General features: G+C 71.7%; 13 protein-coding genes. 5 read left to right on the top strand and 8 right to left on the bottom strand.

Going from position 1 to position 20589, the window contains the following annotated elements; translation table 11 throughout:
• The first annotated feature begins 64 nt into the window (after positions 1 to 64).
• From STRBO_RS0109325 to STRBO_RS0109305, 4 genes are all read left to right on the top strand, one after another.
• Positions 65 to 1075 carry a LacI family DNA-binding transcriptional regulator gene (locus STRBO_RS0109325; RefSeq protein WP_005479688.1) on the top strand — a complete coding sequence of 337 codons (1011 nt, stop codon included), beginning with the start codon at positions 65 to 67 and terminating at the stop codon, positions 1073 to 1075.
• Between the two features lie 248 nt (positions 1076 to 1323).
• Entirely contained in the window at positions 1324 to 3375 is a 2052-nt protein-coding gene (locus tag STRBO_RS0109320) for a glycoside hydrolase family 31 protein (protein ID WP_005479690.1), read from the top strand.
• Between the two features lie 305 nt (positions 3376 to 3680).
• Positions 3681 to 4727 carry an AI-2E family transporter gene (locus STRBO_RS0109315; RefSeq protein ID WP_005479691.1) on the top strand — a complete coding sequence of 349 codons (1047 nt, stop codon included), beginning with the start codon at positions 3681 to 3683 and terminating at the stop codon, positions 4725 to 4727.
• 109 nt (positions 4728 to 4836) lie between these two features.
• The gene (locus STRBO_RS0109305) at positions 4837 to 6024 is read left to right on the top strand and encodes a sulfotransferase family protein (RefSeq protein ID WP_005479692.1); all 1188 of its coding nucleotides are present in this window, start codon (positions 4837 to 4839) and stop codon (positions 6022 to 6024) included.
• A 67-nt stretch (positions 6025 to 6091) separates the two neighbouring features.
• Here STRBO_RS0109305 and STRBO_RS0109300 read toward each other — a convergent pair whose 3' ends face one another.
• The 5 genes from STRBO_RS0109300 to STRBO_RS0109280 form a co-directional block, all read right to left on the bottom strand.
• Positions 6092 to 8566, bottom strand: coding sequence for a CBM35 domain-containing protein (locus STRBO_RS0109300; protein WP_020114098.1), 2475 nt, complete (start codon positions 8564 to 8566; stop codon positions 6092 to 6094).
• A 100-nt stretch (positions 8567 to 8666) separates the two neighbouring features.
• The gene (locus STRBO_RS0109295) at positions 8667 to 9482 is read right to left on the bottom strand and encodes a carbohydrate ABC transporter permease (protein ID WP_051085332.1); all 816 of its coding nucleotides are present in this window, start codon (positions 9480 to 9482) and stop codon (positions 8667 to 8669) included.
• Between the two features lie 8 nt (positions 9483 to 9490).
• Entirely contained in the window at positions 9491 to 10414 is a 924-nt protein-coding gene (locus STRBO_RS0109290) for a carbohydrate ABC transporter permease (protein WP_020114097.1), read from the bottom strand.
• Between the two features lie 39 nt (positions 10415 to 10453).
• The gene (locus STRBO_RS0109285) at positions 10454 to 11782 is read right to left on the bottom strand and encodes an ABC transporter substrate-binding protein (RefSeq protein ID WP_005479705.1); all 1329 of its coding nucleotides are present in this window, start codon (positions 11780 to 11782) and stop codon (positions 10454 to 10456) included.
• Between the two features lie 93 nt (positions 11783 to 11875).
• Positions 11876 to 12916, bottom strand: a complete 1041-nt coding sequence (locus STRBO_RS0109280; protein ID WP_020665516.1) for a LacI family DNA-binding transcriptional regulator — start codon at positions 12914 to 12916, stop codon at positions 11876 to 11878.
• A gap of 105 nt (positions 12917 to 13021) precedes the next feature.
• On the opposite strand from STRBO_RS0109280, the gene STRBO_RS0109275 reads away from it, so the two are divergent.
• Positions 13022 to 15256 carry a glycoside hydrolase family 36 protein gene (locus STRBO_RS0109275; protein WP_005479708.1) on the top strand — a complete coding sequence of 745 codons (2235 nt, stop codon included), beginning with the start codon at positions 13022 to 13024 and terminating at the stop codon, positions 15254 to 15256.
• Positions 15257 to 15331: 75 nt separating this feature from the next.
• Here STRBO_RS0109275 and STRBO_RS0109270 read toward each other — a convergent pair whose 3' ends face one another.
• From STRBO_RS0109270 to STRBO_RS0109260, 3 genes are all read right to left on the bottom strand, one after another.
• A complete protein-coding gene (locus STRBO_RS0109270) occupies positions 15332 to 16084 on the bottom strand; it encodes a glycoside hydrolase family 12 protein (RefSeq protein ID WP_005479709.1) in 753 nt (250 codons plus the stop codon).
• A gap of 130 nt (positions 16085 to 16214) precedes the next feature.
• The gene (locus tag STRBO_RS0109265) at positions 16215 to 18206 is read right to left on the bottom strand and encodes a beta-galactosidase (RefSeq protein WP_005479710.1); all 1992 of its coding nucleotides are present in this window, start codon (positions 18204 to 18206) and stop codon (positions 16215 to 16217) included.
• Positions 18206 to 20428, bottom strand: a complete 2223-nt coding sequence (locus STRBO_RS0109260; protein ID WP_005479711.1) for a sialidase family protein — start codon at positions 20426 to 20428, stop codon at positions 18206 to 18208. The genes STRBO_RS0109265 and STRBO_RS0109260 overlap by 1 nt, the downstream gene beginning before the upstream one ends.
• Positions 20429 to 20589 lie beyond the last annotated feature (161 nt).

Below are 20589 nucleotides of genomic sequence, written 5' to 3'. Positions count from 1 at the left end.
CCTCACTCGTCCCGGTTCAGAAACACTGCGCTGTCGAAGCGCTTAAACACGCTTGGAGAGCTGGATGGTCACCCTCGCCGAGGTCGCCCAGCACGCCGGAGTCTCGGCGAGCACGGTGAGCTATGTCCTCAGCGGCAAGCGGTCCATCTCCGCGGGCACCCGGCAGCGGGTCGAGCGGAGCATCCAGGAGCTCGGCTACCACCCGAACGCGGGGGCCCGCGCCCTGGCGAGCAGCAGGTCGAACATCGTCGCCCTGATGGTTCCGCTGCGCACCGACATGTACGTCCCGGTGATGATGGAGATCGCCATCGCGGTGGCCACCACGGCCCGCACCTACGGCTACGACGTGCTGCTGCTCACCGGCGAGGAGGGCCCCGACGCGGTGCGCCGCGTCACGGGCAGCGGGCTCGCCGACGCGATGATCCTGATGGACGTGGAGCTGGACGACGAGCGGCTGCCACTGCTGCGCGGCACCGATCAGCCGTCGGTACTCATCGGACTGCCGGCCGAAACCAGCGGGCTGACCTGCGTCGACCTGGACTTCGGGGCCACGGGCGCGCTGTGCGTGGAGCATCTGGCGATGCTCGGCCACCGCGACATCGCGGTCGTCGGCGAGGCGCCCGCGGTGTACGAACGGCACACCGGTTTCGCCGAACGCACCCTCGACGGACTCCGGTCCCGGGCGCGGGAGCTGGGTCTGCGCGTGCTGCACCGCCCCTGTGAGGGCGGCTACGACGCGATGGCCGCGACCTTGGCCCGGATCTTCGACGAGCGGCCGGGCACCACGGGGATCGTCGTGCAGAACGAGTCCGCGGTGGAACCGCTGCTCGCGCTGCTGCGGCAGCAGGGGCGCGCGGTCCCCGAGGACGTCTCGGTGATCGCGGTCTGTCCGGACCAGGTCGCCGTGCAGGCCTCGGTACGGCTCACCTCCGTCGCCATCCCCGCCCAGGAGATGGGCCGCCGGGCCGTGGAGCAGCTGATCGCCAAGCTGGAGGGCCGGGACACCGACGAAGTGGTGCTCCTCGCCCCCGAGTTGACCATCCGCGCGAGCACGGGGCCGCTGACCGCCGGTTGACCCGGCACGGGCCGCACCCGCGTCGTACGCCGGCGCGGGCCGGCCCCGCGGACCCGGACGCCGACCCGACGCCGACGGATGACGGATGGCGGATGACGGGCCCCGGACGGCCGTCCGCGGACCGTCGCACGCAAGCGCCGTACGGAAGCCGCCGTACGGTTCCCTCCCCCGACCTCTCCCCCCTGACCTCCTCCTGACCTCCTCCTGATCTCCTCCCTGACCTCCTCCTCCCTTCCAGGAGACCTCTCGTGAATCAGCCTGCCGAGAACCAGACCCCGACGGGCGCGGTCAGCCTCGCCCAGTCCTCCCCCACCGTCGGCACGTTCCGTGAGCGGGACGGTGCCCTGGAGTGGAGCGGACGCCAGGAGACCCTGCGGATCGAGCCCTGGGGCCCGGACGCGGTCCGGGTCCGCGCCCGCCTGGGCGGCCCCATCCTCGACGGGCTGCCGGGCGCCCTGCTCGACGAGGCGGAGAGCACCGAGAGCAGCGTCAAGATCGAGGACGGGCTCGGGCGGCTGACCGTCGGCGCGCTCACCGTCGAGGTCGACCCCGAGGGCCTGATCCGGTACACGCGCACCGCCGACGGCGCCGAACTGCTGTCGGAGGCCCGCGCGCACTTCTGGTGGCCCGGCCCGCGCCTCTACACCGCCGTCGGCAACGGCCACCACCGCCTGGAGCAGCGCTTCGCCGCGTACGACGACGAGAAGCTGTACGGCCTCGGTCAGCACCAGCACGGGCGGCTGGACCAGAAGGGGCTGGTGCTCGACCTGGTGCAGCGCAACGCCGAGGTCGGCATCCCGGTGCTCACCTCCAGCCGCGGCTACACCCTGCTGTGGAACAACCCGGCGATCGGCCGCGTCGAGCTGGCCGGCAACGGCACCCGGTGGGTCGCCGACTCGGCCCGGCAGCTCGACTACTGGATCACCGCGGGCGACCCGGCAGACGCGCAGCGCCGCTACAGCGCGGCGACGGGCCGCACGCCGATGCTGCCCCAGTGGGCGGCCGGGTTCTGGCAGTGCAAGCTGCGCTACCGCACGCAGGACGAACTCCTCGCCGTGGCACGGGAGTACAAGCGGCGGGGACTGCCCATCGACGTCATCGTGTGCGACTTCTTCCACTGGACGCACCTCGGCGAGTGGAAGTTCGACCCGGCCGAGTGGCCCGACCCCGGGGCCATGGTCCGGGAGCTGGAGGAGCTGGGCATCAGGCTGGTGGTGTCCGTGTGGCCGTCGGTCTCGCCGCTGAGCGAGAACCACCACCTGATGGAACAGCGCGGCTACTTCATCGGCACCCAGTACGGCCCGATGGCGCACGCCGACTGGCCGGACAAGGAGGTCGCCTCGACGGTCCAGGTCGCCTTCTACGACGCGACGAACCCCGAGGCCCGGGAGTTCGTGTGGTCACGGGTGAAGGAGAACTACCTGGAGCCGTACGGCATCAAGGCGTTCTGGCTGGACGCCTGCGAGCCGGAGATCAAGCCGGGCTTCCAGGAGAACCTGCGCTACTGGGCGGGTCCCGGCCTGGAGGTCGGCAACATCTACCCGGCCGAGATCGCCCGTACCTTCTACGAGGGGCTGCGGGCGACGGGTGAGGAGGAGATCGTCTCCCTCAACCGTTCGGCGTGGGCGGGCAGTCAGCGGTGGGGGGCCGCGCTGTGGTCCGGTGACATCGGCACGGACTTCCCGACGCTGCGCCGGCAGATCGCGGCGGGCCTCAACACCGCGCTGTCCGGCATCCCCTGGTGGAACACCGACATCGGCGGCTTCCACGGCGGCGACCCGGACGATCCGGCGTACCGCGAGGTGATGGTGCGCTGGTTCCAGTTCGGCGCGTTCTCGCCGCTGATGCGGCTGCACGGGTTCCGTGAACCCGGCATGCCGTTGGGGCCGGCCATGACCGGGGGTCCCAACGAGGTGTGGTCGTACGGGGAGGAGGCCGGGGCGATCCTGGAGGACTTCCTGCGGCTGCGGGAGCGCCTGAAGCCGTACGTGCTGCGCGTGATGCGGGAGGCCCACGAGGAGGGGCTGCCGGTGATGCGGCCGCTGTTCCTGGAGTTCCCCGGTGACGAGCGGGCCTGGTCGGTGGACGACGCCTACCTGTTCGGGCGGGACGTGCTGGTCGCGCCGGTGTTGGAGGCGGGGGTGACCCGCTGGACGACGTATCTGCCGGTGGGAGCGCGGTGGACCGACGCGTGGACCGGCGAGACGTACGAGGGGGGCCGGTCGGTGACCGTGGACGCGCCGCTGGAGCGGATTCCGGTGTTCCTGCGGGACGGGGCCCCGGTGCCGATCGCCGGGTAGGTGCCGGACGCCTGTTCGCCGGCCGGGTCTACGCTATGGCGCCACAGCCATCCCATGATCCTCAGGGGTGCGCGCGACCCTTGAACGAGTGGAGATGGCGGAGGATGAACAGCCGTACGGGAGACTCCCGCGCAGTACGCGGGGGACGGCAGGGCCGTCGGGGTGGGCCCGCGCACAGACCTGTCCATCGGACACGCACGACGATACGCACCACCGGCGGGTACGCGGCGGCGCCGAGGGCCGTCGCGCCGTCGGGCGAGGGCGTCCCCCGGGGTTTCCTGCCGGGGCCCGCGCGGCACATCGCCGTGTGGAGCGCGCTGACGCTGCTGGTGACGGGTGTCGTCTACGTGGGCGTGTGGATCTGCGTGACGTTCCAGACCGCGGTCACGCCGGTGCTGATCGCGCTGCTGGGGACCGCGCTGCTCGGCCCGTTCTACCGGCGGCTGGTCGCGATGAGGTTCAACAAATCCCTGGCCGCCGGGCTCACCTGTGCCGCCGTGGTGGTGGTGATGGGCGGGGCCGCGTACATCGTGGTGGCCGCCCTGATCGACACCGGTGACCAGATCATCTCCTCGCTCAGGCAGGCGGCGAAGTCGCTCAGCGACGATTTCGGGTTCGCGGGGACGTCGCTGGACGACCTCGCGAAGAACGCGAGGGAGCTGCTGTCGAAGTTCGGCGGCACCGCGGCCTCCGGGGTGCTCACCGGCGTCAGCGCGGTCAGCGAGTTCGTGGCGGCGGCCGTGCTGGCGATGCTGCTGATGTTCTTCTTCCTGCGCGACTCCGACCGGGCGGTCGCCTCCCTGCACTCGCTCGCGCCGCGCGGCTCGGGTGACACCCTGGAGGTGATGGCCCGGCGCGCGTTCCGGGCCATCGAGGGCTATATGCGGGGCACGACGCTGATCGCCTTCATCGACGGTGTCTGCATCGCCGTCGGTCTGCTGATCCTGCAGGTGCCGGGGGCCGTCGGCCTCGGCGCGCTCGTGTTCGTCGGCGCGTACATCCCGTATCTGGGCGCGTTCCTGTCGGGCGCGGTGGCGATCCTCGTCGCGTTCGCGGACCGGGGTCTGGTGACCGCGCTGTGGGCGGTCGGCGTGGTCTTCGCGGTGCAGCTCCTCGAAGGGAACGTGCTCCAGCCGATGATCCACAGCCGGACCGTGCAGATGCACCCGGCGGCGATCCTGCTGGCCCTCACGGCGGGCGCCTCCATCGCCGGCATCCTCGGCATGCTCCTCGCGGTGCCGCTGACGGCGGCGGTGTCGGGTGTGCTGTCGGAACTGCGGTCGCGGTACGGGGACGGGGCGGGCCCGGCCGGACCCCCGGCGGAGCGGGAGATCGCCCGCACGGGAGGATGATCGCCGGCGTCCGTCCCGGCCGGACGGCCGCCGAGCACCGGGCCCGGACCGGGATCGCGCCCGGACCGGCGTCCGCCCTCACCCGTCCGCACCGAAGGGAAGTCCTGTGATGGCGTCCACTCCCCTGCCCCTCACCCTGGCCAACCTGTTACTCCGGCCCACGCTCGGCTCCCGCCGCGACCCGGACCGGGTCTTCGACCGGATCGTCGCCGGGGCCGGGCAGGCGGACGGGGACGAGGAGTTCGTCGAGAATTTCCGGTTCCTGCTGCGGGAGTGGGCGAAGGACGAGGATCTCGGGCCGGTCGGCTGGCAGTCCGCGCAGGCGCACGTCCGCCGGCATCTCACCAACCGGGCCCGGTTCCGGCGGCTGATCGCGGAGAACCCGGCCATCGAAAAGGAGCCCGTCGAGAAACCGGTGTTCGTGGTCGGGCTGCCGCGCACCGCGAGCACGCTCACCCACGGGGTGCTCTCCCTCTCGGACGACCACCGCTGCCCGCTGCTGTGGGAGTTGCTGGCTCCCGACCTGGAACCGTCGCCCCGGGAACGGCAGAAGCGGATCACGGCCGCGCGCCGCGTCCTGAGCGGCAGCCATCTGCTCAGCCCGCGCTTCCGTGACATCCACCCCATGACCCCCGAGGGCCCGGAGGAGTGCACGTTCCTCCTGCCGCACGCCCTGGTACCGCTGGCCCAGGCGCACATACCGGCCTACCACGCCTGGCACTTCGAGCACGACTTCACACCCGACTACCACCACCTCAAGCAGGCACTCCAGGTCCTGCAGTACGGCCGTCCGCGCCGCCGCTGGATCCTGAAGTCCCCCTTCCACACCGGGAACCTGGACGCGCTGGTCAAGGTCTTCCCCGACGCCACGCTCGTGTGGACCCACCGCGACCCGGCCGCCGCCGTCGCGTCCTTCTGCAGCCTGGTCGAGGTCGGTATGGTCACCTCGCTGCGCCGGTTCGACCCGCGTCAACTCGGCGCCACCTGGCTCGACCTGCTGAGCCGTTCCGTCCGGCGCGGCCTCGCCGCCCGCACCGGTATCGCCCCGGGGGCGCTGGTGGACGTGCCGTACTCCTCGCTCGGCGCCGACCCGGCCGCCGGCGCCCCGAAGCTGTACGACGCCGTCGGCGCCCGCTGGACCGAGGCCGACGCGGCCCGGCTCCCGGCGGCCGCCGCCCACTCCCGGGGCAGCCGGCCCCACCGCTACGACCTGGCCCGCTACGGGCTGACCCCGGCCGACGTGGAGTCCTCGTTCGCCGAGTACAACGCGCTGCGGGCCGAGGTCGACCGGCCCTGACGCAACCCGGAGCGGCACGGACCCCGGTCACCGGCGGCGCACGCCGGTGACCGGGGTCCGGTGGGGGCTAACCGACGACCCGGCCCACCTCGATCCGGTCGATGTTCGGCGCCCAGGCACCGGCGTTGCCGAAGGTCACCTTGTTGGCGCCCTTCTTCAGGTCGACCGGGACGCCGACGGTCCAGTAGTCGTCCCAGCCCCAGGTGTTCTTGAAGGTGACCCTGCGCGGCTCGGCCGCCCCGACCGTGATGTCCGCCGTGCGGGACATGATGTCGGTGTTGTAGGAGTGGCCGTTGTCGCGGCGCTCGTTGTGCGCGTAGTGGACGACCAGGACATGACGGCCGGCCGTGGGGGTGTTCACCGTGAACTCGGCGGTGCTGTCCGCGCTGTTGCCGAGCCAGCCGATGTAGGAGCCGGCCGAGGCGTACGCGGAGTCGACGAGCTTGGCCCCACCGGCGAGCGTGGCCGCGGCGGCCTCGTAGGCGAGGGTGCCGGTGGTCGAGCCGGCGCCGGTGACGTCGAGGGAGCGCAGGGCGGTGTGCCCGGCGGACGCGGTGATGCGGTTGTTGCCCGCCACCAGGTAGAGCCGTAGCGGCCGGCCGGGCACCGCGGCCACCGACTGCCCGTGCAGGGCGAGCTTCACCGGCGCCGACGCCCGGGGCACGACCCGGTAGTAGCCGTCGCGCGGGGCGTACACGTCGAAGACCGCCCGGTCGCCGGAGCGCATCACCAGCTCGCCGGTGCCCACGCCCTTCGACGAGGAGTAGTCGTACGACGGCCTGCCGCCGATGTCCGCGAGCGTGGCCTCGTAGGAGGCGGAGGGCTCGGCGGTGCGGGCGGTGAGGTCGATCCGGTCCAGGGTGACCTCGGTGGTGTCCTTGGCGAGCGTCAGCCGGTGCGTACCGGCCGTGAGGTGGACGGTGACGTCCTTCTTCGCGCGGTAGGTCCAGTTCTCGGTGGAGGGGTAGGCGACCGTGACCGGTTCGCCGCCGTCGACCGTCAGCTTCTGGGTGGCGGGGACGCCGGACTGGTTGCCGTAAAGGATCGCCAGGTCGTACGTGCCGTCCTTCGGCACCGACACCGTGAAGTCGACCTTGCTGCCGGCCTGGTTGAGCGAGCCGACGTCCTTGGTGCCGGAGGCCGCGTAGCCGTTGGCGTTGCTCACGGTGCCCTGGGTGTAGACCTTGCCGTCGGTGACGGCGGCGTCCTCGGCCTCGTAGGAGGCGGTCCAGGGAACGGACGGGGCGGTCGGGGTGCCGGAGCCGCCCGGGGTGAGGACGACGCGGTAGGCCGACATCTTGTGCATGCCGCGCAGGGGCACGGTCACCGTGCCGTCGTCCGCGATCCGCACCTTGGCACGGGACAGGACGCGCGGGGTCGCGTGCTGACCCTCGTAGCCGGACCAGGCGGCCTCGGCGACGGTCGCGGTGACGGTGCGGCCGAAGAGGGAGCGGGGGACCTTCCGGACGACGACGTCGGTGTCACCGGCGGAGCCGCCGAGCAGCACCTGCGCCTGGCGGCGGGAGGTGTCGAGGGAGGCGAGGCCCTGGAGGGTGTCGATGGTGTTCGCCTGCGGCGGGGTGACCTGGACGGTGTTCCCGGTCAGACCCGCGTACCAGCGGAAGAACCACCACCCGCCGTTGGGGATGTTGGAGCGGACGACGTTGCCGTCCATGTTGCCCGCCGCGTCCCAGTACGCCTGGTTGGCGTACACCTTGTTCCTCTCGAACATCGAGACCCACTGGACGAGTTGGCCGGGGACGGAGAGGTCGCGGCGGTTGGCGTACTCGTCGATGTTGATCTTCAACGGGGCTATGCCGGCCGCGCGCTCCAGGGCGCGGTAGTCGTCGTAGTGGGCCTGGAAGTCCCGGAGGGAGCCGGAGCCCAGTTCGTGCCAGGTCATCACCTGGGGGAGGACGTTCTCGCGCTTGGCGAAGGCGAGGAAGTCCTTGAGCAGGCGGGTGTGGTAGGCGGCTTCGTTGGGGCCGGCGATCCGCGCGTCGGGGTCGACGGCGCGGATGCGCTCGTAGACCGTCTTCCAGTCCCGGAAGAAGCGGTCGCGGTTGACCTCGTACTGCGCCTGGTCGGCGACGTCGAGCTTGTACCAGATCTGGTCGGGCTCGTTGAACGGGATGTAGACGAAGCGGTCGCTGTTCGGGTCGGCCGCCACCTCCTCGACGATCTTGTCGACCTTGGGGAGGTAGTCGTCGATGCCGAGGTCCTCGTAGGGCCACTTGGCGTAGATGTCCTGCATCATCACGTTGATCTCGCCGCCGCCGTTGCGGAAGAACGACCGGGAGACGGTGAGCGCGTCGCCGTTGGGGTGCTGGGCGCCGCCCTCCGGCTTCTGCGAGATGCTGGTGATCTTCAGAGGCGCGAGGGCCGCGTCGCTGGGTACGCCGTCGTCACTGAGCCCGTAGAGCGCGCCGTTGGCGCCGAGCATCACCGGGCCCTCGGAGGCGGAGAGGTCGACGGAGAGGCGCTGCGGGCCGGCTGCCGCGGCCGTGGCCGCTCCGGTGGCGGGGAGGGTGCTTCCTGCCATGGCGGTGACTCCAAGTAGTGCTGTGAGCAAGGCGGTTCTGGTACGGGATCGCATGGGGGTGGTCGTACCGGTGTGGGGGCTCACGCTGCTGGACCTCCGGTCATTTGACGGCTCCACTGGTGATTCCGGACACGATCTTTCGCTGGCCGACGAGGAAGACGACGACCATCGGCAGGCTCATCACCACGACGTACGCGAAGACGAGATGCCAGTTGTTGAGGTAGAGCTGGGCGCTCGCGACCTTGTAGAGGTTGAGCGGGAGGGTGGCCCGGTCGCCGCCGCCGAGGACGAAGAAGGCGTAGAAGACGTCGCTCCAGGCGTAGAGCATCACCATGATCGTCGCGGTGGCGATGACGGGCCGGAGGAGGGGAAGGACGATCCGGGTGAAGATCCGCAGCGGCTTCGCGCCGTCGATGCGGGCCGCTTCCTCCAGCTCCATGGGGATGGCGCGGATGAACCCCGTCATGAAGAAGATCGACGTGGAGAGGTACATCCCGGTGTAGACGGCGATCATTCCCGGCCGGGTGCCGGCCAGCCCCAGTTGCCGCAGCTCCATCACGATCGTGATGACCGCCGGCGGCAGCAGCAGCCCGCTGATGCACAGCGCGTACGCCGCCGAGACGAGCCTCGACCTCCGGCGGGCGAAGACCCAGGCGGCGCCCGCGCCGAGGATCAGCACGAGGACCACCGAAGGGACCACGACGAGCAGGGAGTTGAGAAGTCCGCGCAGCATCTCGCCCTGGGCGACGGCGTCGTCGTAGTTGGCGCCGGGCTGCCAGTGCGCGGGTGGGTCCAGGTTGGGTTCGATGGCCTCCGCCTGCGGCTTGGCGGAGGTGACGAGGACCAGCCACAGGGGGACGCCGACGGCGAGTCCGGCGAGCAGCAGGACGAGGGCCGGGCGGCCGTGGCGCCACATCACCGTGCTCACAGCATTTGCTCCCTTCGGCGCAGTCCGACGACCAGCGGGATCGCGACGGCCACCACGACCAGGAAGAGGACGAGACTCATCGCGGACGCCTGTGCGTACAGGCCCTGTCCGAAGATCCGGAACATGTAGATGTTGAAGACCTCGGTGGAGGCGGCCGGCCCGCCGCCGGTCGTGGCCTGCACGATGTCGAAGGTGTTCATCGAGCCGATGAGCGCGGTGGTGACGTTGAAGGTGAGGGCCGGGGCGAGCATCGGCCAGCGCACCGACCAGAAGGTCCGCCAGGGCCCGGCCCCGTCCATCCGGGCGGCTTCGAGCATGTCGCCCGGGATGCCCTTGAGGCCCGCCAGGTAGATCAGCATCGACAGGCCCATCCACTTCCAGCCGTGGATGAGCGTGACGACGACGAGCGTCCAGGTCGTCGACCCCAGCCACGGAATGTCCGTGCCCAGCAGGGAGTTGACCGCGCCGTCCTGGTTCAGGAGCGCCTGGAAGACGTAACCGGTGGCGAGGGCCGAGATGAGCACCGGCAGGAAGAAGACGGCGCGGAAGAACCGGTTGAAGCGGGTGTCGTCCTCCAGCAGCAGCGCCAGCACCAGTCCGAAGCCGTTCTGGAAGACGGCCGCGAGCAACGCGTAGAGCAGGGTCGTGCGGATCGCGCGGACGAGGGTGCCGTCGTCGGCGATGGTCGTGAAGTTGTCGAGGCCCGTGAAGGCGATGTCCGGGTGGTACGAGGACCAGTCGGTGAACGGGTAGTAGAAGTTGAGCAGGTTGGGCACCAGGAAGAAGCCCGCGAAGACGACGATCGCGGGGAGCGCGAACCACCAGGGGTGGTGCACGGCCGCGCGGGGCAGCCGCCCCACCCGCCGGGGTTCGCTTCTCGTGGGTGCCTGTTTGCGTCTGCGTACGGCCGTGTCCGCCATCGGAAAGCCCTGCCTCCTCCTCGCCCTGCCTCTCCTCCGCTAGAAGCCGGGCGCGCCCTGGGCCTTGGCCACCTGCGCGAACTGGTCCTGGATGGCCTGGGCGACCTGCCGCGGGCTCTTCTTCCCGAAGATCATGTCGGCGAGGTAGAGGTGGGTGTCCGGGGCGACGATCGCCTTGGCCTGGAAGACGCCGATGGCCGTGGGCAGGGCCTCGACCTGGGCCTTCGATGCCTCGGGGAGGCCGTCCGGGGTGGGCACGGAGGGCTGCACGGACGGGATCTTCATCGCCTTGATGTAGTCGGGGTAGTCGGGTCCGAGCCAGAAGGCGAGGAACTGCCGGGCCGCGTTCTGCCGCTGCTCGTCACCGGTCCTGAACGCGACGACACCGTTGGTCTGGTCGGGCGAGTACAGGCCGGTGGCGGACGAGTTGGCGATCGGGAACCAGCCGATCTTCTTGTCGATGTCCGCGGTGGAGTACCTGGCCTGCAACTGGCTCTGGAAGGAGGTGACGTTGAGGACCATGCCGGCCTCGCCCTTCCACAGCGCGTCGGCCTGCCCGGTGAAGGTGCCCGTCCGGTGGTTCTTCTGGGCGAGCCCGGCGTCGAGCAGCTTGTCCTTGTACTTCTTGATCGCGCCGACGACGACCGGGTCGGTCCACTTCTCCTTGTTCTCGTTCAGGCCCGCCCACCACTGCTTGTCGAGGTCGGTGAGCTGCACCTGCATCTGCCACTGGAGGGGCCACTTGTCGCCGCCGGCCTCGTAGAAGGCGGCCGCGTCCGTGTCGTCGACGACCTTGTGGCCGAGGGCGAGCAGTTCGTCGTACGACTTCGGGAAGTCCTTCTCGGCGATGCCGGCCTGCCGGAAGACGTCCTTGTTGTAGTAGACGCCGAGCATCGCGGGGCTGGTGACGATCGCCGCGTACCGCTTGCCGTCGATGACGCCGAGCGACTTCTCCGTGTCGCCGAGCTTGGACACCCAGGGCTCGCCGTCGAGGGTGAGCAGGTTCTGGCTCGGCTGGACGAAGGGGAGCGTGGAGATGGACGGCTGCCAGAACATCAGGTCGGGGCGGTCGCCGGAGGCCAGCCTGGTCGGCACGTTCGACTCGTAGGGGTCCGGGACCGGCTGGGTCTCGACCTCGGCGCCGGTGGCCTTCTCGAAGGCGTCGATGACCTGCCGGGGTGCGTCGACCGTGTTCTGCGCGGTCCACATCGTCAGTTTCACGCCGTCGAGTCGGGCGGTCGGGTCGACGGCCGTCCGCCCGGTGTCCTTCTCCGCGCCGGAGGTCCCCGCCGTGGGATCGCTGCACGCCGTGGCGGCCAGGCCGAGGGCGCATATGAGGGCCAGCGTGGGGAGAGCTCTTGTCTTCATCGCGCGCCTTTCGAGAACAGATGGTTCAGGGCAGGACAGAGCAGGATGCGGAGCAGCGGTGAGCGGCCGGGTGGAGGAGGTGGTCCGAGGTGTTCAGGGCTTGGCCGGCGGCGGGCCCGCGCTCTCCCGCACCACCAGTTCCGGTACGGAGACCGGGTGCGGGGCGATCTGCGCGGACGCCTCCAGGACCCCGTGCAGCAGGGCGAACGCGGCCCGCCCGAGGCCGGTGAAGTCCAGGCGTACGGTCGTCAGGGACGGGGTCAGATAGGCGGAGTGCGGGGCGTCGTCGAACCCGGTGACGCTCACCTCGCCCGGTACGGAGCGCCCGGACTCGTGCAGCGCGCGCAGCACACCGAGCGCGAGGTCGTCGTTGCCGCACAGGACCGCGGTGACCGCCGGGTCCTTGGCCAGTTCGAGCCCGGCCGCGTGGCCGCCCGCCGGGCCCCAACTCCCCTGCAGCGGGCGGGGTTCCGGCGCCCCGGCCTCCTGGAGCGCCTGCCGCCAGCCGGTGGTGCGGGCCGCGCTGGTCCTGCGGGTGCTGGAGGGGATCGCGACGTAGTGCACGGTCTCGTGGCCGAGGGAGAGCAGGTGACGGGTCGCCTCGTAGGCGGCCTGGCGGTCGTCGGTCCACACCCAGGGGCGGTCGCCGCCGGGCGGGGTCGCGGGGGTCTCGACGACGCCGACGACCGGCAGCGCGGCGGGGACCGCGCCGAGAGCCGCCACACCGGCCGGATCGTAGGCGATCACGACGAGTCCACCGCCCGCGTCCGCCGCCCGCTGCACCTCGGCGGCGACCGCGGCCTCGTCCGCCGACTCCAGCACACCGATCCCGACCGCGTACGACGCCGCCCGCGCCGCCTCCTCGATGCCCTGGAGGATCGAGGCATAGCCGTAGTGCGTGGTGTTGGCGGTCAGCACGGTCACGGCCCGGGTGCGCCCGCTGGCCAGGGCGTGTGCGGTGGCGTTGCGCCGGAACCCCAGCTCGTCGATGGCGGCCTGCACCCTCTCGCGCGTCGTGTGCTTGACGCTGGGGTGATTGTTGATCACCCGGGAGACGGTCTGGTACGAGACTCCGGCGGCGGTCGCGACGTCCCGGATGCTTGCCGGGCGGCTTGTGTGACCGGTCACATTCATGCCAAGATTGTGACCGGTCACACATGCGTCGTCAAGAGAACGTAACAAAGAACGTGCCGGAGAACGTGGCGAGTGGCGAAGTGACGGCTGAGGAGAGGAAGCGACGTGGACTCGGGTGCGGGCGACTTCGGCGGAAGCGGGCGGACGGGCGGCGCGCGGGGTGCCGACGGCGTCGGGGACGGCTTCGCCTGGGGTCACCCAGCGATCGGGACGAGGTTCGCGACGGCCGCCGACGGTACGCTGCGGCTGGTCCGGCTCGGTCCCTTCGGTGACACCGTCGACGCCGAAGTCGCGCTCCCCCTGGTCGAGTTGACCGCGTTCGGGCACGGCAGCGGGTGGTCCGGGCCGCGCTTCACCGGTACGGCGTTCGGTGCGCGACTGGCGTACCGGGGGCACCGCTGCGGTGGGGAGGGGGAGGGTGACGGTGGCTGGGAGTGGCTGACGATCGAACTCCACGATCCCGCCTGCGGGTTGACCGCGTTCGTCGAGCTGTCCTCCCCCGCCGGGGTCGCCGTGCTCCGGTCCCGGGTACGCCTTCGCAACGACGGCACCGAGCCCCTGGTCGTCCAGTCCGTCAGCAGCCTGCTCATCGGCGGCCTCCCCTCCCCCGACCTCCTCGACGTGCACCGCGCTCGCAACGACTGGCTTGCGGAGTGCCGTTGGTACGCCGAGCCGCTGCGGGCGACCGTCGCGGACATCAGCGTCGACGTCCATCAGCACGACAGCCGGGCGGCGCTCGCCCTCACCGGGCGGGGTAGCTGGCCCAGTGACGGGCATCTGCCGATGGGGGCGCTCACGGAACGGGGTGACGGCGGCCGGGCATGGGTCTGGCAGGTGGAGTCACCGGCCGGCTGGCGCTGGGACCTGGGGGAACGCGCACACGGCACCTACCTCGCCCTGAACGGCCCGACCGACGCCGAGCACCAGTGGCGGGTGCGGCTGGGGCGGGGGGAGGAGTTCACCACGGTGCCGGTGGCACTGGCCCTGGGGGTGGATGCCGGTGCGGCCACCGGGGCCGGGCCCGGCCCCGCGCTCGACGAGGCCCTGGGTGCGCTGACCTCGTACCGGCGGGCCGTCCGGCGGCCGCACGCGGACCACGTGGCGCTGCCGGTGGTGTTCAACGACTACATGAACACCCTGATGGGAGACCCCACCACCGCGAAGCTGCTGCCGCTGGTCGACGCGGCGGCGGGTGTGGGCGCGGAGTACTTCTGCATCGACTCCGGCTGGTACGACGACTCGGTGGACGGCGGCTGGTGGGACGGCGTGGGCGAATGGCTGCCGTCGGCGCGCCGTTTCCCGGGCGCCGGCATCCGGGCCGTCCTGGACCGGATCCGCGAGCGCGGCATGGTGCCCGGGCTGTGGCTGGAGCCCGAGGTCGTCGGCGTACGCAGCCCGGTCGCGGCCGAACTGCCGCCGGAGGCGTTCTTCCAGCGGGACGGGGTGCGGCTGACCGAACAGGGCCGTCACCAGCTCGACCTGCGCCACCCGGCCGCCCGCGCGCACCTCGACAGGACGGTGGACCGCCTGGTCGGCGACTGGGGCGTGGGCTACCTCAAGCTCGACTACAACATCGTGATCGACCCCGGCACCACCGCCGCCGGCGACCTCTCCCCCGGCGCCGGCCTCCTGGGTCACACCCGGGCCTACCTGGACTGGCTCTCCGACGTGCTGGACCGCCACGCGCACCTGGTCGTCGAGAACTGCGCCTCCGGCGGGATGCGGATGGACGGCGCCACCCTGGCCGTGTCGCAGCTCCAGTCGACCAGCGACCAGCAGGATCCCCTCCGCTACCCCTCGATCGCCGCCGCCGCGCCCACGGCGGTGCCGCCGGAACAGGGTGCCGTGTGGGCCTACCCGCAGCCCGAGCACGACGACGCCCTGATCGCCTTCACCCTGGGTGGCGCCCTCCTCGGCCGCATCCATCTGTCGGGCCATCTCGACCGCATGACGGAACAGCAACTCGGCCTCGTGCGCGATGCGGTGGACACGTACAAGGCGATCCGCGGGGACCTGGCCCGCGCGGTGCCCTTCTGGCCGCTCGGTCTGCCGGGGTGGACGGACGAGTGGCTGGCGCTGGGACTGCGGGCGCCCGGGCCGGGCGGACCGGCGTACGTCTCCGTGTGGCGCAGGGGCGGGGCGCAGGAGGTGCGGCTGCCCGTGGCGCATTTGGCGGAGCCGGGCACCCCGGTCCGGGTGGAGATCCTGCATCCGTCGATCGCGCGGACGCGGGCGAAGGCCGTCTGGGAACCGGGTGCCGGCGCCCTGCGGGTGACGGTGCCGCGCGCCCCCGGGGTGCTGCTGCTCCGGCTGACGGCGCAGGGCGGGGCGCGGGCGTAGGACGGACCCGAGCCGGTGCCGCGTGGGGTACGGCACCGGCCCGGTCTCACCTGCGGATCACTGCCGGGACAGACGTCAACTGCTGCTGACCGTCAGGTTGTTGGTGGTGAAGTTCAAGCCGCCGGAGGACGAGGTGACCTCGAAGCCGAACTGCACGTCGCCGATGGTCTCGTTGCCCATCCAGCCCTTGGTGTCCTTGATCCACTTCAGGACGGGGAGGATCTGGACGGTGCCGGAGGTCGAGTCCGAGGTGCGCAGGAACGAGATGACGTCCCAGTACGTGCCGTCGGACCGGTAGGCCCGGCCCTTGTAGACGTTCCAGCTGTGGCCGCCGACCGTCACGCTCTGCTGGAAGCTGCCGAGGGCACCGACGGCGCCGTTGTAGTTGACCCAGAGCATGATCTCGTAGTCGTGGTCCGTGTCCCAGACGTCGTACGAGGTGTTGTACGCGCCCGAGGACGGGACCGTGACGTTGTAGCTGCTGTTGAGCGAGCCGAGCGAGGTGATCGACTTGTTGATCACCTTCTTGGAGTTGGGGTACGACTTGATGCCGCCGGTGTTGGGATGGTCGGCCCAGACCCCCCAGTTGGTACCGGAGTTGGCCCAGACGCACTGGCTGCCGGCGCCGGAGCCCCAGATGTTGTTGTAGAGGGTGTAGCCGCCCAGGCTCGTGTTGCCCCACCGGTCGCAGGAGTTCCAGACGGCGGCCGAGGCGGGGGCGGAGGCGAGACCGACGGTGACACCGAGGGCGAGGGCGGGGGCCAGCAGGACCTTGCCGATCCGGCCCAGGGTGCGGGTGCGGGTGCGGGTGCGGGTGCGTGTTGCCATGGGGTGTGGGTTCCTTCCATGGGTGGGGGGAACTGCGGGGGGAGCTACCACGACCCCGGGGTGAGGACGCGGTCTTCTCCGGCGACGAGGCCGATCGCCCGCCACGTTTCGGCGCCGGAGGAAGTCGGGGTTACCTCAGCACCGCCACGCCGTACCGGGCGAGCGACAGCGTGCCGGTCACGGTCGCGCCCGTGAGCAGGTCGCGAGGGGTGCCCGGCACCTCGACGGTGACCGTGTCACGGCCGTGGTTGAGCACGAACAGCACATCGCCGCGCCGGACCGCCTCGACCCCGTCGGGCAGCCCGTCCAGCACCGGCCGTACCCCGGCGTCGGCCGCGACCCGCGCCAACAGGCCGCGCAGCTCAGCGGGTTCGGGCAGCGTGGAGACGTACCAGGCGCGTCCCCTGCGCAACACCGCCGGGAGCCCGTCGAGTTCACCGCCCTTGTAGGCGACGGCCTCGTCCGCGTCCGCCGCCTCGATCTCCTCGGACCACAGCGTGCCCCGGAACACCCCGCGCGGGCCCTCGCACTCGACCTCCTCCCCGGCGTCCAGCGGCCACCATTCGTGCAGGGTGCGGATGCCGAAGAGGTCGCGGAGCCGCGCGTCCATGCCGCCGGGGCGGACGCGGTCGTCCTCGTCGGCGACGCCGGTCAGGAAGCCGCTGACGAGGGTGCCGCCGCCTCGTACGTAGGCGAGGAGGTTCTCGACGGCCGGGTCGGTGAGCAGGTAGAGCTGCGGTACGACGACCAGCCGGTACGCGGAGAGGTCGTGCTCGGGGTGGGCGAAGGCGGTGGTGAGGTTCGACTCCCACAGGGCGCGGTGCCAGGACCGTACGACCCGGGCCAGGTCGACCTCGTTCGACAGCCGGCCGTCATGGTCGCCCGCCCACCAGGAGTGCCAGTCGAACAGCATCGCCACCTCGGCGTGCAGGGGCTGCCCCGCCACCGCCGGTCCCACCGCCGCCAGCTCGGCCCCGAGCCGCTTGACCTCCTGGTACGTGCGCCCCCGCTCGCCCGCGTGGCCGACCATGCCGGAGTGGAACTTCTCCGCGCCCTGCCGGGACTGCCGCCACTGGAAGTAGCAGACGGCGTCCGCGCCCCGGGCGACGGCCTGGAGGGACCACAGCCGGTTGAGGCCGCGCGGCTTGGGGTGGTTGACACCGCGCCAGTTGACCGGGCCGGCCGCCTGTTCCATGAGCATCCACGGGCCGCCGCCCGCCTGGGAGCGCGTCATGTCCTGCACCAGCGCCCCGTGCTGTGCGCCGAGCGGGTCACGCGGGTCCGGGTAGATGTCGACCGAGACGACGTCCTCCTCCTCGGCCCACCGCCACGCGTCCTGGCCCGTCCACATCGGCATGAAGTTGGTGGTGACCGGGATGTGCGGGGTGTGCCGGCGGACGATGTCGCGCTCGATGGCGTAGCACTCCAGGAGCATGTCGCTCGTGAAGCGTCTGAAGTCGAGCACGTGTGCGGGGTTGCGCAGGTAGTGGGCGCGGCGCGGCGGGATGATCTCGTGCCAGCCGTCGTAGCCCTGGCTCCAGAAGGCCGTGCCCCAGGCCCGGTTGAGCGCGTCGAGGGTGCCGTACCTGCGCCGGAGCCAGTCGCGGAAGGTGGCCGCCGCCTCGTCGCCCCAGTCGTAGGTGCAGTACTCGTTGTTGATGTGCCACAGGGTGAGGGCCGGATGGCCGCCGTAGCGGGCGGCGAGGTCCTCGGTGATGGCGGCGGCGTAGCGGCGGTAGGTGGCGCTGGAGTGGGAGAAGTGCTGGCGGGACCCCCACCACTCGACCTGGCCGTTCTCGTCGCGCGGGAGGGTCTCGGGGTGCAGGCGGCCCATCCACGGCGGCGGGGAGGAGGTGGGGGTGGCCAGGACGACGCCGATGCCGTTCGCGTGCATCAGGTCCATCAGCGTGTCCAGCCAGCCGAACTCCCGTGCTCCCGGGCGTGGTTCGAGCTTCGCCCAGGAGAAGACGCCGAGGGTGACGGTGGTGACGCCGGCCTCCCGCATGAGGCGGACGTCCTCGTGCCACGTCTCCTCGGGCCACTGCTCGGGGTTGTAGTCGCCGCCGAAGAGGACCCGTCCGCGCGTGGCGTCGGCGAGGGACGGCCGTGTCGCCCCGGGCATCAGACCGGGTCCCCGTACTGGATGCCGCGCCCGTTCGTCGCCAGGTACACGCGGCCGTACACGCGCGGGTCACCGATGACGACCTCGCCGGTCCAGCCCCACTGGTGGGCGTCGTCGTTGATGCGGGTCCAGGTCTTCGCGCCGTCGTCGGAGCGGTGGACGGCGGTGACGGTCTCCGTCGTGCCGACCAGGTAGACCGCCGGGTAACGGGCGCCCTTGGCGGCCTTGCCGAAGCCGAGGGTGTACGCGGCCCGGCAGCTGTCGACCTTCGAGAAGGTCACCCCGCCGTCGGTGGAGCGGTAGAGCCCGTTCCCCTTCAGGCTCAGCCACAGGTCACCGGCGCGTCCGGGGGCCGCGACCAGCTCGAACTGACTGTCCCCGCCCGGCAGTCCGCTCGCGCGCGCCACGAACGAGCGGCCGCTGTCGGTGCTGGCGTACAGCGTTCCCGCGTCGGTGTCGTACGCGTAGAAGCGGGCCGGGTCGGCCGGATCGGCGACCGGTGTGGCGCCCTTCGGGAAGGAGGTGACCTCGGTCCAGGTCGCGCCGTTGTCGGCGGAGCGGTGGGCGGGGTACTTCGTGCCGTCCCAGTGCACGAAGGACCACAGCAGCGCGGTGCCGTCGGTGTTGGTGGCGATCGGGCCCGGCGCGTCCTTGGCGAGGGCGGGCTGGGCCGCGAAAGGCGCCCAGGTCCGCCCGCCGTCGCGGGAGAAGGCGCCGTTGCCGTGGTCGCCCCAGCCGGTGCGGACCACGTACGAGGGCTTGGCGGCGGCCTGCGCGAGTCCGGTCGCCGTCCCGAACACGGGGTTGGACGCCATGCCGCGCGACGGGGACGCCGTGAGCCGCTCGTGGTACATCGTGCCGATGTCCCCGAGGCCGCTGATCAGGTGCGCCTCGCCGGTCGGCGGGGAGATCAGCTGCCGTACGGACGTCTCCTCCAGGCCCCGGACCCGCGGCGCCCAGTGCTTCAGGTCACGGGTGCCGTAGAGCGTCGCGCCGGTGCCGTACACGAGGTGCTTGGAGTCGTACGGGTCGAGGGCGAGGGCCTGGATCCACCAGCCGAACTTCGGCTTGTCGGCCCCCCAGGCGAGATAGGGGGTCTCGGACACGTCGAGGACGGCGGAGTCCTTGAGGGATCTCCAGGTACGGCCGCCGTCGGTGGAGCGGAACACGGTGTCGATCTCGGCCCAGCGGTTGTTGGTCGAGACGACCACCGTGCCGGGGCGCCGGGCGTCGACGGCGACCCCGCCGTAGCCGAAGGAGTCGGTGCCGCCGTCGCTCGTGGTGCCGCCCGGCCGCACCGGGGTCACGTCGGTCCATGCGCCGGTGGTGGTGCGGAGCTTGCGCACACTGCCGTCGGACTGGCCGTTGGGGCCGGGCGCGTCGGCGTACGTCACGTACAGCTCGCGGGAGTGGCTGTCGTAGGCGGCGCGGATCGGGACCTTGGCGGAGGCACCGGTCGGGTGGCCGGGGACGGCTTCCCAGGTGGTGCCGTCGCCGGTCCGGTAGAGGGTGGCGGTGGTGCCGTCGCCGTCGCCCCAGCCGGCGTAGACGGTGCGTCCGGCGGCGACCAGCAGGGTGACGCCCTGGCCGGAGGCGCTGGGGGTGGCCGGGAAGCCGGTCGCCGTCGCCCAGGTGGCGCCCCGGTCGGTCGACCTGAGCAGACCGTCGTGCCGGGTGCCCAGCCACAGGGTGTCGCTGTCGCGGGGGTCGACGAGCAGGCGCTCGCCCGTGCCCCGGCCGTCCTCGTTGGCGCCGAGCCTGACGGTCAGGTCGGTACGGGCCCAGGTGGCGCCGCGGTCGTCGGAGCGGAGGATCGCGCCGTAGCCGGCCCAGGACTGGGTGTAGGTGCCGAGGGCGAGGTAGAGGCGGTTCGGGTGGGCGGGGTCGACGGCGATGGCCTCCACGCCGAGGAGGTTCCAGTCGTCCCAGCCGAGGTGGTCGGTCAGCGGGGTCCAGCGGGCCTGGTGGTCGTCCCAGCGGTAGGCGCCGCCGATGTCGGTACGGGCGTAGGCGCATCCGCGCGCGGTCGGGTGGAACAGGACGCCGGTGATGAAGCCGGTGCCGCCGATGACGGCGGTGCGCCAGCGGTAGCGTCCGGCGGTCGGGCCGCTTTTCGCGTCGGTGGCGTGGGCCGGGGTGGCGAGTGCGGGGAGGGTGGTGAGGGCTGCGGTGGCCGTGGCTCCGGCGAGGAGGGTGCGACGGGTCGGCTGGGGGGTGGGCATGGCATACCTCGTTTTGCGGCGAGAGGGGGGAGGAAGCGGGGGGTCGCCCAAGAGCTCGTGGGGTCCGGCTCGTCGGCGGGTGCGGGTGGTTCGTGGCTGGTCGCGCGGTGGTTCGTGGCTGGTCGCGCGGTTCCCCGCGCCCCATTGGCGGCGTGGGTGGC

Origin of the sequence: Streptomyces bottropensis ATCC 25435 (genome assembly GCF_000383595.1) — a bacterium.
Lineage (GTDB): Bacteria > Actinomycetota > Actinomycetes > Streptomycetales > Streptomycetaceae > Streptomyces > Streptomyces bottropensis.
The sequence above is the reverse complement of the archived record's forward strand: the minus strand, read 5'-3'. Positions and strand labels throughout refer to the sequence as shown.